Source organism: Enterobacter cloacae complex sp. P17RS (genome assembly GCF_014895885.1).
Lineage (GTDB): Bacteria > Pseudomonadota > Gammaproteobacteria > Enterobacterales > Enterobacteriaceae > Enterobacter > Enterobacter bugandensis.
In genome coordinates, this window is sequence record NZ_JADBQK010000019.1 from 33,815 (window position 1) to 54,578 (window position 20,764).

A 20,764-nucleotide genomic window follows, 5' to 3' on the forward strand; every position below is an offset into this window, starting at 1 on the left:
CCTTTTTATTGTGTGATTAATTCACACTATGGTTATTTTACTTATTTTAGTGCTCTTGCAATTCTTACTGAATGTCATTTACGAAGCATGCCTTCGATAAAATCTTTCCAGTTCCCCAGTTCACGTTCAATCATAACAACCTCTCTTATTATTATGCGCATTCTACGAAAACGTATCATCATTGTGAAGACTGTTTAACCAATCGCTGTGATTGTACCCCGCCACCGTTGGGGATTTATGATAAATATGAACGGAGGAGTTTAAATTTTGTGTGACGGCCAGCAATATTTTGAAATAACCCTACGAACGGGTGAGTTTTATTTTACGCGCTGAGTTTATTCAGAATTTAAACACGGTGGACATCTATGCTTAAATGGTGAAAGTATATTCAGCGTACAAGTGTGAGTTGAATTAAGAAGAAGTGTAAATCCAGAGCATTCCTGAGTGTGTTATATTCCACCTAAAGATATATCTTCGAATTTACTGAACGTTTAATCGCCATAAGAGCAAAAGGATTCAACATGGTTGTGATGTACGGCATTAAAAATTGCGACACCATCAAAAAAGCACGCCGCTGGCTGGAAACTAATAACGTCGAGTACCGCTTCCACGATTATCGTGCCGACGGGCTTGATGAAGAATTTCTGCATACCGCCATTAACGAACTGGGATGGGAAGCGCTGCTGAACACCCGCGGCACCACCTGGCGTAAGCTGGACGAATCCGTGCGCGCCAGCATCGTTGACGCCGACAGCGCGGCAAAGTTAATGCTCGACATGCCGGCAATTATCAAACGCCCATTGCTCTGCAAGCCAGGTCAGCCTATGCTGCTGGGTTTCAGTGAAACCCTTTATTCTGACTTTTTCGTAGAGGTGTAGTGTATGTCATGCCCGGTCATTGAGCTGACTCAACAGCTTATTCGCCGTCCCTCCCTTAGCCCGGACGACGCAGGTTGTCAGGCATTAATGATTGAGCGCCTGCGCGCCATCGGTTTTACCGTTGAGCGCATGGATTTTGGCGACACCCAGAACTTCTGGGCGTGGCGTGGCCAGGGCGAAACGCTGGCCTTTGCCGGGCACACTGACGTCGTTCCCGCGGGTGACGCTGATCGCTGGATTAATCCGCCGTTTGAGCCGACCATCCGCGATGGCATGCTCTTCGGCCGCGGCGCGGCAGACATGAAAGGCTCGCTGGCGGCGATGGTTGTGGCGGCAGAGCGCTTTGTGGCTCAGCATCCGAACCACAAAAACCGTCTCGCGTTCTTGATTACCTCCGATGAAGAAGCCAGCGCCCATAACGGTACCGTGAAGGTCGTTGAGGCGCTGATGGCGCGCAATGAACGTCTTGACTACTGTCTGGTCGGCGAGCCGTCCAGTACCGAAGTGGTGGGTGATGTCGTCAAAAATGGTCGCCGCGGCTCGCTGACCTGTAACCTGACCATACATGGGGTTCAGGGGCATGTGGCCTACCCGCATCTGGCCGATAACCCGGTCCACCGCGCCGCGCCAATGCTGAACGAACTGGTAGGCATCGAGTGGGATAAAGGCAACGAGTTCTTCCCGCCGACCAGCATGCAGATCGCCAACGTCAAGGCCGGAACCGGCAGCAACAACGTCATCCCGGGAGATTTCTTCGTCCAGTTCAACTTTCGCTTCAGTACCGAACTGACCGACGAGACGATCAAAGCGCGCGTTGTCGCTCTGCTGGAAAAATACAACCTGCGCTACACCGTTGACTGGTGGCTCTCCGGCCAGCCGTTCCTGACGCAGCGCGGCAAGCTGGTGGATGCGGTGGTGAACGCCATTGAGCACTATAATGAAATTAAGCCGCAGCTGCTGACGACGGGCGGCACCTCAGACGGACGCTTTATCGCCCGCATGGGTGCACAGGTTGTCGAACTGGGTCCGGTTAACGCGACGATTCACAAAATCAACGAGTGTGTGAACGCAGCCGATTTACAACTACTGGCCCGCATGTATCAACGTATTATGGAGCAACTCGTCGCCTGACGAGCGCTCAGAGAGGAATAGCGAATGGATTGGCTTGCAAAGTACTGGTGGATTCTGGTGCTGGTGTTTCTGGTCGGCGTACTGCTGAACGTGATTAAAGACCTTAAGCGCGTTGACCACAAAAAGTTTCTCGCGAATAAGCCGGATCTCCCGCCGCACCGTGATTTTAACGACAAGTGGGACGATGACGACGACTGGCCGAAGAAAGACCAGAAGAAGTAATCGGTCTGTATCCCCTCTCCTGTGGAGAGGGGATAACCTCACATAAATTCAACAATATCATCATCATTCGGCTTACCGCCGCTGAGCGCTTCATCAAAGTAGTGCTTCGGCACGGTATAGCGCAGATGGTCGAGCGCAAACTGCATGCTGCGGTCGTCGATCGCGTGGCCCAGATCGTCAACAATATCCAGCGTTACATCCCCGCCCTCACGCACCAGCGCTTCCTGGGCAGCTACCGCATGCGAAAGCTCAATCACCCGATCTTCACCACCGTGAATGAGATGGATGGTGGTCTGCGTGGTCGCGCTTGTCGGTAGCGTTGCATAACGCCCGTTAAAAGCGATGACGCGTGAAGCCAGACCGGGCTGCGCTTTTACGCTTTCCAGCGACATGATTGACCCCTGCGAGAAGCCAATCAGCGCCGTTGCGTCAGCGCCTACGCCGCTCTGCTGCTGCCAGTAGCGCACGATGTCGATAAACGTGGGCATGATCGCATCAATGCGCGCCTGACGGTTCTCCTCCGTCACGCCCTGAACCGGGAACCACTGCCGTCCGTCTGGACCGCACGGCTCCACGCCGCCGATGCTGACGATCAATGCTTCCGGAAAAACGGGCGCAAACCAGCGGCCAATCTGTCCCATATTGACGGCATTATCGCCCACGCCATGAAACAGGAGCAGTAACTGTTTAGCCGGTTTGTCAGGGCTTTGAACAACAAAATGGTCGTGTTTCATGGCGGTCTCCTTAATTGATGAGCAGGATTTTACGCCTCTGCGGGGTAATGACCATGCCACTTTACTGAAGAAGTCATTGAAAAAATTGCCATTGCAAAATGTCGGCTTTCAGCTGCTGGCAGCGGGAATAATCAAGGTTATCAAGCGCTTGCGCGGTTTCACTCCGCAGTTTAGCCAGCAGCGCTTTTCGCCCTTTCTCCTCCGTCTTACCCTCTATTTTCCCGCGCAGCGCCGGAAGCGGCATGTCTGTAGCTAACACCAGCCGCGTCAGGGCAGCAACCGAGGTTGAAAACGCCCGGTGCGCAAAGGCAAACCCCGCCAGCTCCAGCCAGTCGTCACTATTAAGGGTAGCTTCCCAGGCATCGGTCACCGGGATCTTTTCGCCGTTCCAGGCCGAAAGAACGCGCATATCGCGACACAGGCGCTGGTGCTCCTGCGCGCACAGGCGGTGCCCGGCCTCGCTATGCGGCAGTAAGGCCATCGCCGTGTAGCACCCGCTGCTGGCTTCCCGATGGCTGCCCATTCGCACCAGCACAAAGCCGCACTGCCGCCAGAAACGCCACAGCTCGTCGGTATAGCCAAAGCTTACCGAGAGATAATCTTCACCGCTGACGCTGCGAATAAGCCGCTGGCCGATACCTTCCCGTTGACGGTGGGGATGCACCGCAATACGGCTAATCCGCCGCCCCTTCAGCGTCGCCGCAAGAGGCGACCCGCCGTGCGCCGCCAGTGACTGCGCCACAAGGTTCCCGCGAGGACGACGAAAGCCCGCCCACACCGCGCGGCTCAGATCGGGGGGCAATCCCCCCTCTTCCACCAGCCAGAGCGCGCCCGCCATATCCGCCCCCGCGTGTGCAACCGCAAAGTGCTGGCCGGGGGCGTCCATCATCCGGCGTAAATCGAGCGGGGACGTCCGGTAGTGCGCGGCACACAGCAGTTCATACACGCTTGCCACGCGCGCCGGGTCGCTCTCCCACATCTGCGGCTCTAGCGACCGTAAACGCACGTCACCTTCCGGTTTGCGGTCAATAAGCGCGTCGTCAAACAGCAGCGTATTCGCCACTATCCGCTCAAGCGGACACCCGGCCGCCCAGCGAATGGGGGTGGATAAGGTATAGCGCCGCAGCCCGCTGAACCGGGCGCAGAACTTAAGCAGAAACCCCCTGCCCGTGCCTTCATAACCCTGGACCGTGGTAGTCAGCAACACGCGGGGAAAGCGCGACACCAGCTTGTCCAGCAGCGGGCCGGGGATGGCTGCGGCTTCATCAACAATCAGCCAGTCGGCTTCTGTCGTGGAGGCCAGCAGCGCATCCGGGGCCATAAAGTGAAAACGCTCGCCAGCGAAGCGCGCAATGACATCCGTTGCCCCTTTGGCCGGTGCAGTGACCACCGCACTCCCCTGAATGCTGTTGAGCAGCATCCCCGCCAGAGCTGACTTTCCGCGCCCCCGCGGTGCCGTCACGGCAGCGACGCCCGCAGGCATGGTCAGAAGCGCGTCGAGGATCTCCGCCTGCTCGCGCTGCGGCTCGCCGCTGGCTGGCTGCCAGGCGGGCGAATCCGGCGCAGCGGGAAGAGAGAGAGGAAGATGCTGTTGCCAGACGATCGCATCCGCATCGGCGGCAAGCGTCCGGCAAAAATGGTGAACGAAGCGCGGGGTGGCGATAGGTTCCGCGCTGTCGCTCCAGCGCACGGAATCGCCGTCGGGCCTGTCGGCCCAGTCAGCGAGAGGCGGCACCAGCAGCACCAGCAGGCTTCCGGCGCGCAGCGTCCCGCTGAGTGCGGCAAAGGCTGAGACATCAAACCCGGCGCGCGCGTCAAAAACGGCGTGCAGGTATTCGCGTCCCAGCAACCTGCTAACGGCTTTTGAGGGATTCTCCTCCAGCCACAGCCAGTCTCCCGGCAAGGCATCACGCAGGCCAGCCGCATGGCTCAACGTCCATTGTTCATCGCCAGTGAGCACCACCAGACGGCGGTGCCCGGTACGCTCAAGCTCGCGCGTCAGATGTTCAAACGACACCATCACATGGCTTTGCCGAAGGTATTACACTGGGCCGGATCGCCGCTGTCAAAGCCGCGCTTGAACCAGCTGTAGCGCTGCTGTGACGTACCGTGAGTGAAACTGTCCGGCACGACATGGCCCTGGCTCTGCTGCTGCAAACGGTCATCGCCGATGGCCTCAGCCGCGTTTAATGCCTCTTCAAGATCCCCGGATTCCAGCACGCCCTGCTGCTGCATGCTGTGGCCCCAGACGCCCGCGAAGCAGTCCGCCTGCAGTTCCATTTTGACGGAAAGGCGGTTCACTTCGGCCTGAGACGCGTTCTGCTGAAGCTGGCGCACTTTGGGCTCAATCCCTAGCAGCTTTTGCACGTGATGGCCGACTTCATGCGCGATAACGTAGCCCTGAGCAAAATCACCGTCAGCGCCAAGCTTGCGTTTCATGTCATCGTAAAAAGAGAGATCGATATAGACGGTGCCGTCTGCCGGGCAATAGAACGGCCCCATAACAGATTGCCCGGTACCGCATCCGGTGCGGGTTGCGCCCCGGTACATCACCAGCTTCGGCTGCTGGTAGGTGCGCCCCATCTTCTCGAACTGCTGACTCCAGGTGTCTTCAGTTGTGGCGAGAATAACGGAGGTAAATTTGGCCGCTTCATCTTCATTCGGGCTGATGGAGTGCTGAGACTGTTGCTGTTGCAGCGGCTGACCGGTCATCAGACCGGTAAGGTCGACCCCGTAATACCCTGCGACCAGCACCACAATCAGCAGGATGATACCGCCCTTGCCGCTGGGTAAGCGGAAGCCGGGCCCGCCCATTGAAGGACCGCCGCCACCATCACTGCGTCTGTCTTCTACATTGTCACTTTCACGACGCCCTTGCCAGCGCATAACCACCTCGAACTATTCCATTAATAATAGCTATGATCGTAGGCGGTTAACGGCAAGATTACCATAGGAAACAAAGGTAAGACGCCAAAGGATGCGAACATCCTTTGGCAACTGAGGGACTTAGTCGAGCTTAACGCCTAAACGGTGAGCTACCGCCTCGTACGCTTCAATCAGGCCACCCAGGCTCTGACGGAAACGGTCTTTGTCCATTTTATCCAGGGTTTCTTTATCCCACAGGCGGCTGCCGTCCGGAGAAAACTCGTCGCCCAGCACCACTTCACCTTTGAACAGACCAAACTCCAGCTTGAAGTCGACGAGGATCAGGCCCGCGTCATCAAACAGCTTTTTCAGCACGTCGTTGGCTTTGTAGGTCAGTTCCTGCATGCGCGCCAGGTTCTCTTTGCTCACCCAGCCGAAGGTTTCGCAGTAGGATTCGTTGACCATTGGGTCGTGCATGGCATCGTTTTTCAGGAACAGGTCGAACAGCGGTGGATTCAGCTCGATACCTTCTTCAATGCCCAGACGCTTCACCAGGGAGCCTGCCGCACGGTTACGAATCACGCACTCAACCGGAACCATATCCAGTTTTTTCACCAGACATTCCGTATCGGACAGCAACGCTTCCATCTGGGTCGGGATACCCGCTTCGGCCAGTTTAGTCATAATGAAGTGGTTGAACTTGTTGTTCACCATGCCTTTACGATCGAACTGCTCAATGCGGGCGCCATCCCCTGCTGACGTATCATTGCGGAACTCGAGCACCAACAGATCCGGGTTATCCGTGCTGTATACGGTCTTCGCTTTGCCACGATACAACTCAGCTTGCTTCTGCATCTTCATTACTCCTGGTGTGATAATTTGCGTTCAAAACGGGGTATATTATGCCACGCACACGTTTGCGTGGCACGAAAATAAAAAGGGCGGGATTAACCCGCCCTCGTATTTATTTGCTGAATGCTGCCTGGAAGACAGCGACCAGCGCATCGTTCTGCGCCTGGGTCAGCGTGTGACCTTTTGGATCGATAAACTGCAGGCTGCTGCGGTTATCGAGGTCACCTACCTGAATCTTGTAATCACCGGAGGCAAGCTGAGGATCTTTGGCGCCCAGTTCCTGCCATGCGCTGTCGGACAGCGGTTTATAGGTCGCCGTCATGCTGCCGGTCGAACGGGTGCTGTCGGTCACTTTCATGCCCACTTTTTCCAGCGTCGCTGGCAGGCGCTGCCAGGTCTGGTTAAACGGTGCACGCACCACCAGCATTGGCAGGCCGGTGTCATCCGCGCCGCTCTGAACGTCGAAAGTGACGCCGTTACGGTTCTGCGCGGCGTTCGCGGCATCGGTAGCAGTCTTATCCAGACCTGCGGCAATCACGTTCAGCATTTCAGTGCTGTAACGCTGCATAGAGGCGGCATCCGCAACCGGTTTACCCGCCTGCTCCAGGTTCAACAGCTTAACGTTAACTGCCTGCTGGTAACCCTGTGGTTTCACGGAGACCTGATAGCGTCCACGGTACTGCTGATCTTCATCAAGACGGTTCCACTCGATCCAGTCGGTGGTTAACGTCTGGCTGGCGTCATCGCGCTTATCAATGGTGTAATTCTTCGCCTGAATAACGCTGACGACCTGTGGCCACAGATTGCTTCCGCGCGCGCTTTCAACCAGCAGAGACGCCGTATCACCGGTGAACTGGGTACGCGCCCCGCTTACCAGCGCCAGAGGCTGTGCTGGCGGACGAATATCAAGCGCTTTACCAACCAGGCCGCTGCCGTTGGTCACGGGAATATTATAATCGCCGTTTTGAATCGGCAGGATCATACCAGCCGGTGCATGAAGTTCAGCAAGCGGGGTCGCATCCAGATAGGATTCATCACCGCTCACCTGGCGCTTGTAGCGCGAGTCTGAACTACAGGCAGCGAGCAGCATAACAAGCGAAACACTCGCAACCTTCGCCAGGCGCGACTTCTGTACTGAATAAGCCATCAAATCTCCCTAAACTTTACAGCAAACCGGCATGCTTCAGCGCTGCCCTGACGATGTCGCGACCGTGGTCGGTAATCGGTGTCATTGGCAAACGCAGCGTATCGGATGCTACAAGCCCCAACTCCTTACACGCCCATTTCACTGGGATCGGATTGGGTTCGACAAATAATTTATTGTGCAACGGCATCAGACGCTGATTAATGACACGCGCTTCATTATAGTGACCGGCTGCGGCCAGTTTGCACATTTCAGCCATATCGCGCGCCGCAACGTTCGCCGTTACGGAGATCACGCCATGACCACCAAGCTGCATAAAGTCCAGCGAGGTCGCATCATCACCACTCAACAGGATAAAGTCGTCTGAAACCAGCTCTTTGATCTGATGAACGCGGCTTAAGTTCCCTGTCGCCTCTTTAATACCGATAATATTTTTTACTTCCGAGAGACGACCAACGGTTTCCGGCAGCATATCGCAGCCGGTACGGGACGGCACATTATACAGAATTTGTGGCAAGTCAGTATGTTCAGCGATGGCTTTGAAGTGCTGGAACAAACCTTCCTGAGTAGGACGGTTGTAGTAAGGGGTTACCGTCAGACAGCCCACGATGCCGCTGTCGTTAAAACGTTTGGTCAGGCTGATCGCTTCTGCGGTCGCATTAGCACCTGTCCCCGCAATGACCGGAATACGTCCGTCAGCCAGTTCCAGGGTCAGCATAACCACATCGCCGTGCTCTTCGTGGCTCAGCGTTGCAGATTCACCGGTAGTCCCTACCGAAACGATCGCCGAGGTTCCATTGGCGACATGGTAATCAATCAGCTTTTTCATGCTGGACCGGCAGACATTACCTTTTTCATCCATCGGTGTAACAAGCGCGACAATACTTCCCGTGAACATGAGCCATCCTCTGTGCGAACAAGAGCCTCAATGGTACGTTTGGAACTGTAATAAAAGCAAGCGACCTGAGGCCCTCTGGCGGTTGTATGCACGTTTTTTTTATGCTTTCCTTAGGAAGACTTAACCATGCAAAGGAAGAACAGGTTTGACAACCTCATCACAACATTACCTGGTTATCACCGCGCTGGGTGCCGACAGGCCGGGTATCGTGAACACCATCACCCGTCACGTGAGCAGCTGCGGCTGTAACATCGAAGACAGCCGCCTGGCGATGCTCGGCGAAGAGTTCACGTTTATCATGCTGCTGTCCGGAACATGGAATGCCATTACCCTTATTGAATCCACCCTGCCGCTGAAAGGCGCGGAGCTGGATTTGCTGATCGTCATGAAGCGCACCACCGCGCGCCCGCGTCCGGCCATGCCCGCGACCGTCTGGGTGCAGGTTGAAGTCCCTGATTCTCCGCATCTGATTGAGCGCTTTACCGCGCTGTTCGACAGCCATCAGATGAACATTGCCGAACTCGTCTCCCGCACGCAGCCGGGCGACGAAAGCACCGTTCCCACGCTCTTTATTCAAATTACCGCACACAGCCCTGCCTCGCAGGATGCGTCAAATATCGAGCAAGCGTTCAAAGCCCTCTGTACAGAATTAAACGCGCAGGGCAGTATAAGCGTCGTCAATTATTCGCAGCACGAACAGGATGGAGTTGAGTAATGAATCCACTGAAAGCCGGTGACATCGCACCGAAATTTAGCTTACCGGATCAAGACGGTGAGCAAGTAAATTTGACCGACTTCCAGGGACAGCGTGTTCTGGTCTATTTCTACCCGAAAGCCATGACCCCCGGCTGCACCGTACAGGCCTGCGGCTTACGCGACAACATGGACGAGTTGAAGAAAGTCGGCGTGGAAGTGCTGGGAATCAGCACGGATAAACCAGAAAAGCTGTCACGATTTGCGGAAAAAGAGCTGCTGAACTTCACGTTGCTTTCCGACGAAGACCACCAGGTCTGCGAGCAGTTCGGCGTCTGGGGTGAAAAGACCTTTATGGGTAAAACCTACGACGGCATTCACCGCATCAGCTTCCTGATTGACGCTGACGGTAAAGTTGAACATGTGTTTGACGACTTCAAAACCAGCAACCACCACGACGTGGTGTTGAACTGGCTGAAACAAAGCGCCTGATAAACAGCAAAACGGCAACCCAGGTTGCCGTTTTTAGTGTTTTCCCCCTCTCCCTGTGGGAGAGGGTCGGGGTGAGGGCATCAGGCCGCACAAAAACTACTTCTCTTCCACCGCAGGCACATCCGGCCACGCGTGCACCACCGCTTTAATCAGCGTCGCCAGCGGAATGGCAAAGAACACGCCCCAGAACCCCCACAGCCCGCCGAAAATCACCACCGACAGGATAATCACCAGCGGATGCAGGTTCACGGCCTCGGAGAACAGCACCGGCACCAGCAGGTTACCGTCCAGCCCCTGAATAATCAGGTATACCGCAAAGCAGCTCCAGAACTCCGTACCCAGACCAAACTGGAACAGCGCAACGCCCACCACCGGAATGGTTACCACAAACGCGCCGATATACGGGATCAGAACCGAAAATCCGACCAGCACCGCCAGCAGCAGCGAGTAGTTCAGGCCGAAGATCAGGAAGCCAATCCAGGTGGCGACTCCCACGACTATCATCTCCAGCACCTTGCCGCGAATGTAGTTGGTGATCTGCTGGTTCATCTCCTGCCAGACCTGCCCTGCCAGCCCGCGATTGCGCGGCAGCACGCGGCGTACCGCGTTCAGCATTTGCTCTTTGTCCTTGACCAGGAAGAACACCATTAGCGGCACGAGCACAAGATAGACGGCCAGCGTCAGCAGACCCACCAGCGAGGCCAGAGAGTATTTCACCACCGAATCGCCCATCGTCATGATGCGGGCGCGCATGTTTTCGGCCATCGCATCTATGATCCCCGCATCCATCAGCGCGGGGTAACGACGCGGCAGCGTGGCGGCGAAATCAGACAGCTTATTCAACATGCCGGGCATATCGCGGATCAGGTAGATCCCCTGCTGCCAGGCAACCGGCATCACCACAAATGCCATCAGCAGCAGAATGCCGACAAACAGCACCAGCACGATGCTGGTCGCCCAGCGGCGCGAACAGCCGATATGTTCCAGGCGCGCCGTTGGCCACTCCAGCAGGTATGCGAGCACAATCGCCACCAGCAGAGGGGCGAGAAGGCCGCTGAAGAAGAACAGAATACCGAACCCGGCAACCAGAATAACCAGCAAAGCAATGGCTTCCGGGTCACTGAACCGACGCCGATACCACTGCATTAACATTTCGAGCATACAACCCTTCCCTGAATCGATTGGCGGGAGTGAGACGGTGAATTGTATCTAACTGTCACAAAAAAGACTTTCGCTTTTTGTATCCCTGTCACAATCCGCAAAAGCCTGATGAATGGGATTTTCTTCATGCGGTAACACGGCTACACTCGCAGGGCAGCAGAGATGAACGATATGCCGGTTCATCGGTCAAATTAGCACCTCCAACATACAGGACAGTGGTTATGTTCAGGCAGTTGAGAAAAACACTGGTTGCAACACTGATTGCCGCAGTGACGGTCGGTCAGGTGTTGCCCGCTTTCGCTGACTCGTCCGATTCATTGCCGGACATGGGCACCACGGCAGGAAGCACGCTCTCTATCGGGCAAGAGATGCAGATGGGTGATTACTATGTGCGCCAGCTGCGCGGCAGCGCCCCGCTGATCAACGACCCTTTGCTGGTGCAGTACATTAACGGGCTGGGGATGCGCCTGGTGGCGCACGCCGACTCGGTAAAAACGCCCTTCCACTTCTATTTGATTAATAACGACGAAATCAACGCCTTCGCCTTCTTCGGCGGAAACGTGGTGCTGCATTCGGCGTTATTCCGTTACTCAGACAACGAAAGCCAGCTGGCTTCGGTAATGGCGCACGAAATTTCGCACGTTACCCAGCGCCACCTCGCGCGTGCAATGGAAGACCAGAAGCGTAACGCCCCGCTCACCTGGGTGGGCGCACTGGGCTCTATTCTGCTGGCGATGGCCAGCCCGCAGGCCGGGATGGCGGCCCTGACCGGTACGCTTGCGGGAACGCGTCAGGGGATGATCAGCTTCACCCAGCAAAACGAGCAGGAAGCTGACCGCATCGGCATTCAGGTTTTACAGCGCTCCGGCTTTGACCCGCAGGCCATGCCGAGCTTCCTGGAAAAACTGCTCGACCAGGCACGGTATTCTTCCCGTCCGCCGGAAATTTTGCTCACCCACCCGCTGCCGGAAAGCCGTCTCTCGGACGCACGCAACCGTGCCAACCAGATGCGCCCGGTGGTCGTGCAGTCTTCGCAGGACTTCTACATGGCGAAAGTAAGAACGCTCGGCATGTACAACTCCGGACGTAACCAGCTCACCAGCGATCTGCTGGATACCCTGGCGAAAGGCAACGTGCGGGAAAAAAATGCCGCGCAGTATGGTCAGGCGCTACAGGCGATGGAAGCCAGTAAATACGACGAGGCGCGTAAAGCGCTGCAGCCGCTGCTGGCAGCCGACCCGAACAATCCGTGGTATCTCGATCTCACGACGGATATCGATCTGGGGCAGAAGAAAGCCACTGATGCGATTAACCGCCTGAAAGGGGCGAAAGACATACGGACCAACCCGGTGCTGCAGCTTAACCTGGCGAACGCTTATTTGCAGGGCGGTCAGCCTGCGCAGGCCGTGACCATTCTGAACCGCTACACGTTTAACAATAAAGACGACCAGAACGGCTGGGAGCTGCTCGCTCAGGCGCAGGGGCAACTGGGTAACCGCGATCAGGAACTGGCGGCGCGTGCTGAAGGGCTGGCGCTGGCGGGCCGTCTCGATCAGGCTATTTCCCTGCTCAGCAGCGCCAGCTCGCAGGTGAAGCTCGGCAGCCTGCAGCAGGCCCGCTACGACGCGCGTATCGACCAGCTGCGCGGCCTGCAACAACGCTTTAAGCCGTACGAGAAGATGTAATAAAGGAGAAGTCATGACAGACGCGGTAAAAATTTACCATAACCCTCGCTGCTCCAAGAGCCGCGACACCCTCAGCCTGCTGAAATCTAACGGCATCGACCCGGAAGTGGTGCTGTATCTGGAGACGCCGCCGGACGCGCAGACGATCCGCGAGCTGCTGCACATGCTGGGGATGGGCAGCGCGCGCGAACTGATGCGTCAGAAAGAGGATCTGTATAAATCGCTTAATCTGGATGACAACCGCCTCACCGAGGCTGAGCTGGTACAGGCGATGGTCGACAATCCAAAGCTGATTGAGCGCCCGATTGTGGTGGCGAACGGCAAGGCGCGCATTGGCCGTCCGCCGGAAGATGTGCTCGAAATTCTCTAGTCCCTACGCCGCAGCGCTTCCAGAAACGCCTGCGGCGTACTCTCTCCCAGCTTTTTCTGCGTTTTGCCCCGGTTATAAAACTCGCACAGCGCGATCAACACCCCTCCCGCCGGTTCATCATTCACGCGAGGAATAACATCGCCTAATGGCACCGCTACCTGAAGCGCGTTGTGTTTTTGGGGATGCGTTTTTACAGCCACATCTTTTGCAGCCTCCGTCAGCTCAAAACCAAAAGTCTCAATAGATTGTATATCAGCCGGACAGTCATCAAGCAGCGCCCGCGTCCAGGTATTGAGCAACTGGGGCGACAGTCCCGCATAGAGCCGGGCATAACACCAGCCGCTCACCGGTTCGCGCGCCCAGAGCAGGTGTTGTTCGCCCCCATCGTCCATGTGCAGGGATAAAGGCAGATGATGGAGCATCAGCGTATGCGGCCGCATGCCAGCCTTCAGCGCTTTTATTCCCTGCAACGGCCCCCCTTTTAGCTTCGTGGAGGCCGGTTTGAGATAGCGATTCAGCGTTGCCCTTGAAACGCGGATCCCCAGCACGTCGTTAACCATCTGCAGCAGTTCATCTAACGGCGCCCCTGAGATGTCGCGCAGCGCATTCACCAGCGCCACCTGCTCCTGTCTCAACGCTTTGTGTATCACTTTTGGCGTGGTGTGGTTATCCGAAACCTGGTCGCGGTTGCGCCAGCGCCTGACGGTCGTGACCGAGATCCCCAGCTCAACAGCAAGCTCTCTGTCGCTTTTATCTGACTGTTGCAGATAGCGGCGGATGCGCGGCGTGGTGGTCGCATTGGCGTGAAGTTTAATTTCCATCGCAACAATTCCGTTAACTAATCATATGAGATTTATATAACACAGGCGATTGCTTTGTGACCGGTTTCACCTTTCGCTCGCCGCGCTTCACTGATAATCCACAGACATAACATAAACAACACCCCTCAATCTTGTACGGAGTTCACAATGAACAATGTTCTGGGATTTCTTGAAGCAAAACTGATGCCCCTGGCGGCGAAAACGGCCCAGCAGCGTCATCTCGGGGCCATTCGCGGTGCCTACGTGTCATTCATGCCATTTATTATCGTCGGCTCCATTCTGCTGGTTATCTCCTCCTTCCCTAACCAGGCCTATCAGCAGTTTATGTCTCAGGCCTTTGGTGAGAGCTGGAGCGCGATTATTGAAATTCCATTCAACGCGGTGTTCTCCACCATGTCGCTATTCATCAGCTTCCTGGTCGCCTTCCGCCTGGCGGAACACTACGGCGAGGACCGCATCTCCTGCGGCATTCTGGCGCTGGTCGCGTTTCTGATCCTGACGCCGTTTATTAAGGTGGCGGAAAACGGCGGTATTACCGTGATGCCGGTGGAGTGGATTGGCAGCAAAGGATTGTTCGTGGCGATGATCGGTTCGCTGCTCTGGACGGAGCTGTTCTGCTGGCTGAAGCGCAAAAATCTGGTCATTAAAATGCCGGACGGCGTGCCTCCTGCGGTGCAGGAGTCGTTCGCGGCGCTGATCCCCGCCCTGCTGGTGATGATTCTGGTACTGGGTATCCGCATCGTCTTCGAGAACACTCACTACAACACCATCCACCAGTTTATTTATGAAGTGGTTGCTACCCCGGTGCGCCACTACGGTACCTCCTATTTCGGTGCGCTGATGACGGTATTCAGCATCACCATTCTCTGGTCAGTGGGCATTAACTCCGGCTCGATGATTAACGGCATCATTCGTCCGCTGTGGATGGAAAACCAGACCGACAATATCGCCGCGATCCAGGCGGGAACGACGCCGCCGCACATTATCACGGAACAGTTTTTTGACATGATCTGGATGGGCGGCGCGGGTGCTACGCTGTCGCTGGTAATTGCGATGCTGATTTTCGCCCGCAGTAAAAACATGCGCGAAGTGGCGCGCCTCGGCGCCGGGGCGTCGGTGTTTAACATCAACGAGCCGATTCTGTTTGGCCTGCCGGTGATCATGAACCCGATCATGCTTATTCCGTTCAACCTGGTGCCGCTGGTGCTGGTCACCGTGCAGTATGCGGCGATGAAGGTTGGCGCGGTCGCCGTCACCACCGGGGTGTTTATCCCCTGGACGCTGCCGCCGGTGATCAGCGGTTTTATCGTCACCGGACACCTGAGCGGCAGCGTGATGCAGCTGATCAACCTGCTGATTGGCGCCATGCTGTACCTGCCTTTCATGCGTATCGTGGACAAACAGTACCACGCGGCGGAAATTGCCACCGTTACGCAAACCGACACCACCCTTGCAAAACAGGAGTAAAGCATGTGGGGAATTATCGCAACCTGGCGAATGGCGCTTGAAGGGGTAACGGAATCTGCGTCTGCCCTGGCGGCGGGAAAACCGGTCGCTACGGCGGTGGTTGATGCCGTCGCCGCCGTCGAAGACTTTCCGTTTTATAAATCCGTCGGCTACGGCGGGCTGCCGACCGAAAACGGCGAAGTCGAGCTGGACGCGGCATTCATGGACGGCGACACGCTGGCGTTCGGTGCCGTGGGGAACCTGGTGGATATCGCCAACCCGGTGCGCGTGGCGCACGCGCTCAGCCGCCAGCGCTACAACAGCCTGCTGGTCGGCCAGGGCGCGCGTGAATGGGCGCTAAGTCAGGGCTTTGCCGACAAAAGCATGCTCACCGAACGGGCTATGCAGCACTACCGCAAACGCTGCCGCGAGACGCTGGATAAAGGCTTAAGCCCGTACGACGGACACGACACCGTCGGCATTATCGGCCTCGATAAGCAGGGGTCGATGAGCGTTGCCACCTCCACCAGCGGCCTGTTTATGAAAAAACGCGGCCGCATTGGGGATTCGCCGATTATCGGCTCCGGCTTTTACTGCGACAGCGAAACCGGCGCGGCCACCGCTACGGGCGTCGGTGAAGATCTAATGAAGGGCTGCACGAGCTACGAAATTGTTCGTCGCATGGCGCAGGGTATGACGCCGCAGCAGGCGGCAGACTCCGTGGTGTTCGAGCTGGAAGACAAGCTGATGTCGCGCTTCGGTCGCGTGGGCGATCTCTCCGTGGTGTGCATGAACAACAGAGGCGAATTTGGCGCCGCCACTAACATCAAAACCTTCTCGTTTGTGGTGGCGACGGCCCGTCAGCCCCTCACCGTTTTTCGTACCGAGCGCCTGCGGGAGAAAACGCACTATCACGCCGTGGACGAAGAGTGGATGCAGGCCTACGCCGCGCGGATCCGCGCACCGATTGAGGAGTCATGATGATCGCGTATCAGTTTATCACCGCGCTTTCTGACGCGAAGCCGCGAAGCCATTTAATCGCCCGCGTCTCCTGTGCGCAGTTGCCGCAAACCGCGCTTGTTGCGGAAATGCGTGACTCTGACGGCATCGCGGACACCCGCTTTGGCTGCGCGCCCTTTGCGCGCATCACCCTGCTGCCGGATGCGCTCTGGCATGACGCGCTCACTGAAGGCCTGCTTGCCGCCCTGCGACCGCTGATTGCCTCTCCCGTCAGCGCAGATATCGTGCTGGACGTGACGGATATCGACGAGGTGGTGCTGGCGCAGGTGCTGCGTTTTCTCTTTAATCAGGCGCACAGGCTGAGCGATTTACAGCTGAAAAAAACCAGTGAGTGCGTTCGTATTAAGCACATCACCGCCCTCTGCCTGCCGGAACTGCAGGCGAAGCTGGAAACTATTTTCCGCCAGCAGCAGGCCATCGCTCACGGCATGGTCGCAGCGCGTCGCCTGGCGGATATACCGTCCGATCGCTGTACGCCGCAGTTTATGGTCGAAGAGGCGCAAAAACTGTGTGCCGCCTACCCTGCCCTGCGCTGCGAGGTGCTGAACGAAAAGGCTATTGTTGAGCAGGGTCTTGGGCTGCTGAACGCCGTCGGCAAAGGGGCGACCTGCCCGCCACGTCTGCTGGCTATTCATTACGACGGCATTTCTGACGGCCCGGTGCGCTGCTACGTAGGTAAAGGCATTACCTTCGATACCGGCGGCCTGTGGCTGAAGGAAGGCGCAGGCATGTACACCATGAAATACGACATGTGCGGTGCGGCCAACGTGCTGGGGCTGATGCTGACCGTAGCAGAGCTGGCGCTGCCCGTACGCATCATGGGCGTGCTGGCGCTGGCGGAAAACGCCATCGGACCGGACGCCATGCAACCCGGCTCGGTAGCAACGGCCTGCAACGGCATGACGGTTGAAATCAACAACACCGATGCCGAAGGCCGACTGGTGCTGGCGGACGCCATCGCCTGGGCCAGCCAGCGCCATCCGCAGGCACGCTATATCATTGATATGGCGACCTTAACCGGTGCGGTGGTGAAAGCGCTGGGGTATGAGCTGAGCGGGCTGATGACGCAGGACGAGCCGCTGCGCGCCGCGCTGACGCAGGCGGGTAAGCGGAGCGGCGACGAAGTGTGGTCTCTGCCGCTGGACGCGCGGCTGAAAAAGCAGACCGACAGCGCGATTGCCGATCTGTGCAACACGCCAACCAACAATGCGGCAATCAGCGCGTCGGCGGCGTGGCTGCTGCACCATTTTTGCCCGCAGACGATCCCGTGGGCGCATCTGGACATCAGCGGCACGGCGCTGTGGCGCGAGAATGCCAGGAGCGTGGCGTCGGGAAGGCCGATTCCGCTGCTGGTGGAGCACTTGCTGGGGGATCTTTAGCCCGGTGGCGCTGCGCTTACCGGGCCTACGGGCACCATATGCAGGCCGGGTAAGGCGCAGCCGCCACCCGGCATAACTACAGCTTAAGAATATCTTTCACAAACGGAATGGTCAGCTTGCGCTGGGCGGTAATGGAGGCGCGATCGAGCTGATCGAGCGTATCAAACAGGGTGCGCATCTCGCGGTCCAGACGCTTGAGCAGGAAACGGCCCACGTCTTCCGGCAGCTCAAAGCCGCGCTGCTTTGCTCGCAGCTGTAACGCCTGCAGCTTATCTTCATCCGACAGCGGCTGGAGCTTGTAGATTTGCCCCCAGTCCAGACGAGACGCCAGATCCGGCAGCCCAAGGTTAAGCTGGCGCGGCGGACGATCGCCGGTGATCAGCAGCCGGGTTTTGCCCGACTCCAGAATGCGGTTGTAGAGGTTAAAGATCGCCATTTCCCACGGCTCGTCCCCCGCCACGCATTCGATATTATCGATGCAGACCAGCGAGAGATGTTCCATGCCCTCAAGCACTTCAGGCACAAACCAGGTACGTTTATCCAGCGGCACATAGCCGACCGCATCGCCGCGCGCCGAAAGCTCGGCACAGGCGGCATGCAGCAGGTGACTGCGCCCCGCGCCTTCGCGTGACCAGATATAGATGTATCCGCTGTGATCCTGACGCAGCACGTTTTGCAGTGCAGCCAGTAAAGAGGGGTTATCACCCGGCCAGAAACTCGCAAAAGTTTCGTCGTCAGGGAGATAGAGTGGCAGAGAGAGCTGTGCCGGTCCGTTCAGAAATACCTCAACCAGAGATCTTACATAAAATCGGCGATGAGTTTAACACGGAACCCGCCAGGAGAGAACCGGGCGATCCTTCGCCCAGTTAATGGATCAGTGTGGGGCTTTTTCGCTTTCGTCAGCGTCCAGCACCACCTCTTCCGGGCGGATCACCGAGATCAGCTTGAAAATCAGGCTCAGGCCCACGCCCACGATGGTCGCCAGCGCCATGCCCTTCAGCTCGGCCGCACCGATGTGCACCTTCGCGCCGCTCACGCCGATGATCAGGATAACGGAGGTCAGGATCAGGTTTTGCGCCTTGCTGTAATCCACTTTGGATTCAATCAGAACGCGAATACCGGAGGCACCGATCACCCCGTACAACAGCAGAGAAACGCCGCCCATCACCGGCACAGGAATGATCTGAATCGCTGCCGCCAGCTTGCCCACGCAGGAGAGCAGAATGGCGATGATCGCCGCGCCGCCGATAACCCAGGTACTGTAGACGCGGGTAATCGCCATCACGCCGATGTTTTCACCGTAGGTGGTGTTTGGCGTGGAACCGAAGAAACCGGAGATGATGGTGGAGAAACCGTTGGCAAACATGGAGCGGTGCAGACCCGGGTCGCGGATCAGGTCGCGCTTCACGATGTTCGCCGTCACCACCAGGTGGCCAACGTGCTCCGCAATTACCACCAGCGCGGCAGGCAGAATGGTGAAAATGGCGAACCATTCAAAGCGTGGGGTGTAGAAAGTTGGCAGCGCGAACCAGTGCGCCTCGGCAATCGGGGTGGTATCCACAACGCCCATGACGAAGGAGAGCGCGTAGCCCGCCAGCACGCCGATCAGGATCGGGATAATCGCCATAAAACCGCGGAACAGCACGGAGCCAAATACCGTCACGCCCAGCGTCACCAGCGAGATGATAATGGTTTTGGAGTCCGGCGACTGCCCATCAGCAGGCAGCAGACCAGCCATATTCGCCGCCACGCCTGCCAGCTCCAGGCCGATGACGGCAACGATGGCGCCCATCGCCGCAGGCGGGAACATCACGTCCAGCCAGCCGGTACCGGCTTTCTTCACAATGAAGGAGACCAGGCAGAACAGCACGCCACACATGATAAAGCCGCCCAGCGCGACCTCATAACCCAGCGGCAGCAGCAACAGCACCGGCGAGATAAAAGCAAAGCTCGACCCCAGATACGCCGGGATTTTGCCTTTACAGATAAAGAGGTACAGCAGCGTACCGATGCCGTTGAACAACAGCACGGTAGCCGGGTTAATGTGAAACAGGATTGGCACCAGCACGGTTGCGCCAAACATAGCGAACAGGTGCTGCAAACTAAGCGGGATAGTCTGTAAAAGCGGCGGTCTTTCACTCACCCCGATAGCACGGCGCGTCATAGTGTTTTCCTCTGTGTAGTATTGTTGGTTTTTATTCAAAAAAAAGCCGACTATCAAAGTCGGCTTATTTATCGTTATTCGATTATTTCGTACCAAAGATCTTATCGCCGGCATCGCCGAGCCCCGGGATGATGTACCCGTGCTCGTTCAGCCCCTGGTCGATAGAGGCGGTGTACAGCTCAACGTCCGGGTGCGCTTTTTCCAGCGCCGCGATCCCTTCCGGTGCCGCAACCAGCACCAGCACCTTAATGCTGCTGCAGCCCGCTTTTTTCAGCAGATCGATGGTGGCGATCATTGAACCGCCGGTCGCCAGCATTGGGTCAACCACCAGCGCCATGCGCTCGTCGATGTTAGAGACCAGCTTCTGGAAGTAAGGTACCGGCTCCAGCGTCTCTTCGTTACGGTAGATACCGACCACGCTGATGCGCGCGCTCGGTACATGCTCCAGCACGCCTTCCATCATGCCAAGACCGGCACGCAGGATAGGCACTACGGTAATTTTCTTACCTTTGATCTGCTCAACCTGCACCGGGCCGTTCCAGCCTTCGATGGTCACTTTTTCCGTTTCCAGATCGGAGGTTGCTTCGTAGGTCAGCAAGCTGCCCACTTCAGAAGCCAGTTCGCGAAAACGCTTCGTGCTGATGTCATGCTCACGCATCAGGCCCAACTTGTGTTTAACGAGTGGGTGTTTCACTTCCACAATCTTCATTCTCTTTCTCCTCTGAGGTGGCATCCGCAAAAAAATCGCGGGATTATACCGCTTTTTTCGGATTGCGCCATACCCAACTTGCTTGACGTACATCAATCAA

22 protein-coding genes are annotated in these 20,764 nt (G+C 57.0%); 10 read left to right on the forward strand and 12 right to left on the reverse strand.

What is annotated here, in order from left to right; genetic code table 11:
- Positions 1 to 74 precede the first annotated feature (74 nt).
- A complete protein-coding gene (gene ypfM / locus IM265_RS14665) occupies positions 75 to 134 on the reverse strand; it encodes a protein YpfM (RefSeq protein ID WP_015572204.1) in 60 nt (19 codons plus the stop codon).
- 387 nt (positions 135 to 521) lie between these two features.
- On the opposite strand from ypfM, the gene IM265_RS14670 reads away from it, so the two are divergent.
- From IM265_RS14670 to IM265_RS14680, 3 genes are read left to right on the forward strand one after another with little or no spacing between them, the layout of a single operon-like run.
- Positions 522 to 878: an ArsC family reductase gene (locus IM265_RS14670; protein WP_193030364.1), complete on the forward strand. Its 357-nt coding sequence runs from the start codon at positions 522 to 524 to the stop codon at positions 876 to 878.
- A 3-nt stretch (positions 879 to 881) separates the two neighbouring features.
- On the forward strand, positions 882 to 2,009 hold the full coding sequence (gene dapE / locus IM265_RS14675) for a succinyl-diaminopimelate desuccinylase (RefSeq protein ID WP_028014016.1): 1,128 nt from the start codon (positions 882 to 884) through the stop codon (positions 2,007 to 2,009).
- 24 nt (positions 2,010 to 2,033) lie between these two features.
- On the forward strand, positions 2,034 to 2,231 hold the full coding sequence (locus IM265_RS14680; RefSeq protein WP_013098222.1) for a YpfN family protein: 198 nt from the start codon (positions 2,034 to 2,036) through the stop codon (positions 2,229 to 2,231).
- Between the two features lie 38 nt (positions 2,232 to 2,269).
- Here the strand turns inward: IM265_RS14680 and ypfH are convergent, their stop codons facing one another.
- The 6 genes from ypfH to dapA form a co-directional block, all read right to left on the reverse strand.
- Entirely contained in the window at positions 2,270 to 2,965 is a 696-nt protein-coding gene (gene ypfH / locus IM265_RS14685) for an esterase (RefSeq protein WP_028014017.1), read from the reverse strand.
- Positions 2,966 to 3,038: 73 nt separating this feature from the next.
- Positions 3,039 to 4,985, reverse strand: a complete 1,947-nt coding sequence (locus IM265_RS14690; RefSeq protein ID WP_193030532.1) for a tRNA(Met) cytidine acetyltransferase TmcA — start codon at positions 4,983 to 4,985, stop codon at positions 3,039 to 3,041.
- Positions 4,985 to 5,851 carry a neutral zinc metallopeptidase gene (locus tag IM265_RS14695; protein ID WP_028014019.1) on the reverse strand — a complete coding sequence of 289 codons (867 nt, stop codon included), beginning with the start codon at positions 5,849 to 5,851 and terminating at the stop codon, positions 4,985 to 4,987. The genes IM265_RS14690 and IM265_RS14695 overlap by 1 nt, the downstream gene beginning before the upstream one ends.
- Positions 5,852 to 5,971: 120 nt before the next feature.
- Positions 5,972 to 6,685 (reverse strand): phosphoribosylaminoimidazolesuccinocarboxamide synthase, encoded by a 714-nt coding sequence (gene purC / locus IM265_RS14700; RefSeq protein ID WP_048959912.1) that lies wholly within the window; start codon positions 6,683 to 6,685, stop codon positions 5,972 to 5,974.
- Between the two features lie 109 nt (positions 6,686 to 6,794).
- Positions 6,795 to 7,829, reverse strand: a complete 1,035-nt coding sequence (gene bamC, locus IM265_RS14705; RefSeq protein ID WP_063943514.1) for an outer membrane protein assembly factor BamC — start codon at positions 7,827 to 7,829, stop codon at positions 6,795 to 6,797.
- Positions 7,830 to 7,845: 16 nt separating this feature from the next.
- Positions 7,846 to 8,724 (reverse strand): 4-hydroxy-tetrahydrodipicolinate synthase, encoded by an 879-nt coding sequence (gene dapA, locus IM265_RS14710; RefSeq protein WP_028014021.1) that lies wholly within the window; start codon positions 8,722 to 8,724, stop codon positions 7,846 to 7,848.
- 145 nt (positions 8,725 to 8,869) lie between these two features.
- Between dapA and IM265_RS14715 the strand changes: the two genes are divergently transcribed.
- The gene (locus tag IM265_RS14715; RefSeq protein WP_028014022.1) at positions 8,870 to 9,439 is read left to right on the forward strand and encodes a glycine cleavage system transcriptional repressor; all 570 of its coding nucleotides are present in this window, start codon (positions 8,870 to 8,872) and stop codon (positions 9,437 to 9,439) included.
- Positions 9,439 to 9,909: a thioredoxin-dependent thiol peroxidase gene (gene bcp, locus IM265_RS14720; RefSeq protein ID WP_014171119.1), complete on the forward strand. Its 471-nt coding sequence runs from the start codon at positions 9,439 to 9,441 to the stop codon at positions 9,907 to 9,909. The genes IM265_RS14715 and bcp overlap by 1 nt, the downstream gene beginning before the upstream one ends.
- A 96-nt stretch (positions 9,910 to 10,005) precedes the next feature.
- Here the strand turns inward: bcp and IM265_RS14725 are convergent, their stop codons facing one another.
- The gene (locus IM265_RS14725; RefSeq protein ID WP_028014023.1) at positions 10,006 to 11,070 is read right to left on the reverse strand and encodes an AI-2E family transporter; all 1,065 of its coding nucleotides are present in this window, start codon (positions 11,068 to 11,070) and stop codon (positions 10,006 to 10,008) included.
- Positions 11,071 to 11,291: 221 nt separating this feature from the next.
- Here IM265_RS14725 and bepA point away from each other — a divergent pair, with 221 nt between their 5' ends.
- Together bepA and arsC are read left to right on the forward strand one after the other, a co-directional pair.
- Positions 11,292 to 12,755 (forward strand): beta-barrel assembly-enhancing protease, encoded by a 1,464-nt coding sequence (gene bepA, locus IM265_RS14730; protein WP_126345916.1) that lies wholly within the window; start codon positions 11,292 to 11,294, stop codon positions 12,753 to 12,755.
- A 13-nt stretch (positions 12,756 to 12,768) separates the two neighbouring features.
- The gene (gene arsC / locus IM265_RS14735; protein WP_063155449.1) at positions 12,769 to 13,125 is read left to right on the forward strand and encodes an arsenate reductase (glutaredoxin); all 357 of its coding nucleotides are present in this window, start codon (positions 12,769 to 12,771) and stop codon (positions 13,123 to 13,125) included.
- Here the strand turns inward: arsC and IM265_RS14740 are convergent.
- The gene (locus IM265_RS14740) at positions 13,122 to 13,946 is read right to left on the reverse strand and encodes an XRE family transcriptional regulator (protein WP_193030362.1); all 825 of its coding nucleotides are present in this window, start codon (positions 13,944 to 13,946) and stop codon (positions 13,122 to 13,124) included. The two genes, arsC and IM265_RS14740, sit on opposite strands and share 4 nt — an antisense overlap.
- 147 nt (positions 13,947 to 14,093) lie before the next feature.
- On the opposite strand from IM265_RS14740, the gene celB reads away from it, so the two are divergent.
- From celB to IM265_RS14755, 3 genes are read left to right on the forward strand one after another with little or no spacing between them, the layout of a single operon-like run.
- Complete coding sequence (gene celB / locus IM265_RS14745; RefSeq protein WP_069733444.1) at positions 14,094 to 15,413, forward strand: PTS cellobiose transporter subunit IIC; 1,320 nt, start codon at positions 14,094 to 14,096, stop codon at positions 15,411 to 15,413.
- Positions 15,414 to 15,416: 3 nt separating this feature from the next.
- Positions 15,417 to 16,373, forward strand: a complete 957-nt coding sequence (locus IM265_RS14750; RefSeq protein WP_028014028.1) for a N(4)-(beta-N-acetylglucosaminyl)-L-asparaginase — start codon at positions 15,417 to 15,419, stop codon at positions 16,371 to 16,373.
- Complete coding sequence (locus IM265_RS14755; protein ID WP_193030530.1) at positions 16,373 to 17,791, forward strand: M17 family metallopeptidase; 1,419 nt, start codon at positions 16,373 to 16,375, stop codon at positions 17,789 to 17,791. Before IM265_RS14750 ends, IM265_RS14755 begins: the two co-directional genes overlap by 1 nt.
- Positions 17,792 to 17,867: 76 nt before the next feature.
- On the opposite strand, the gene IM265_RS14760 is transcribed toward IM265_RS14755, so the two are convergent.
- The 3 genes from IM265_RS14760 to upp all read right to left on the reverse strand — a co-directional run bounded on the left by IM265_RS14760 (position 17,868) and on the right by upp (position 20,664).
- Complete coding sequence (locus IM265_RS14760; RefSeq protein WP_211438414.1) at positions 17,868 to 18,569, reverse strand: DnaA inactivator Hda; 702 nt, start codon at positions 18,567 to 18,569, stop codon at positions 17,868 to 17,870.
- Positions 18,570 to 18,665: 96 nt separating this feature from the next.
- A complete protein-coding gene (uraA, locus tag IM265_RS14765) occupies positions 18,666 to 19,955 on the reverse strand; it encodes a uracil permease (RefSeq protein WP_017692944.1) in 1,290 nt (429 codons plus the stop codon).
- Between the two features lie 82 nt (positions 19,956 to 20,037).
- Positions 20,038 to 20,664: a uracil phosphoribosyltransferase gene (gene upp, locus IM265_RS14770; protein ID WP_008501641.1), complete on the reverse strand. Its 627-nt coding sequence runs from the start codon at positions 20,662 to 20,664 to the stop codon at positions 20,038 to 20,040.
- Positions 20,665 to 20,764: the final 100 nt, after the last annotated feature.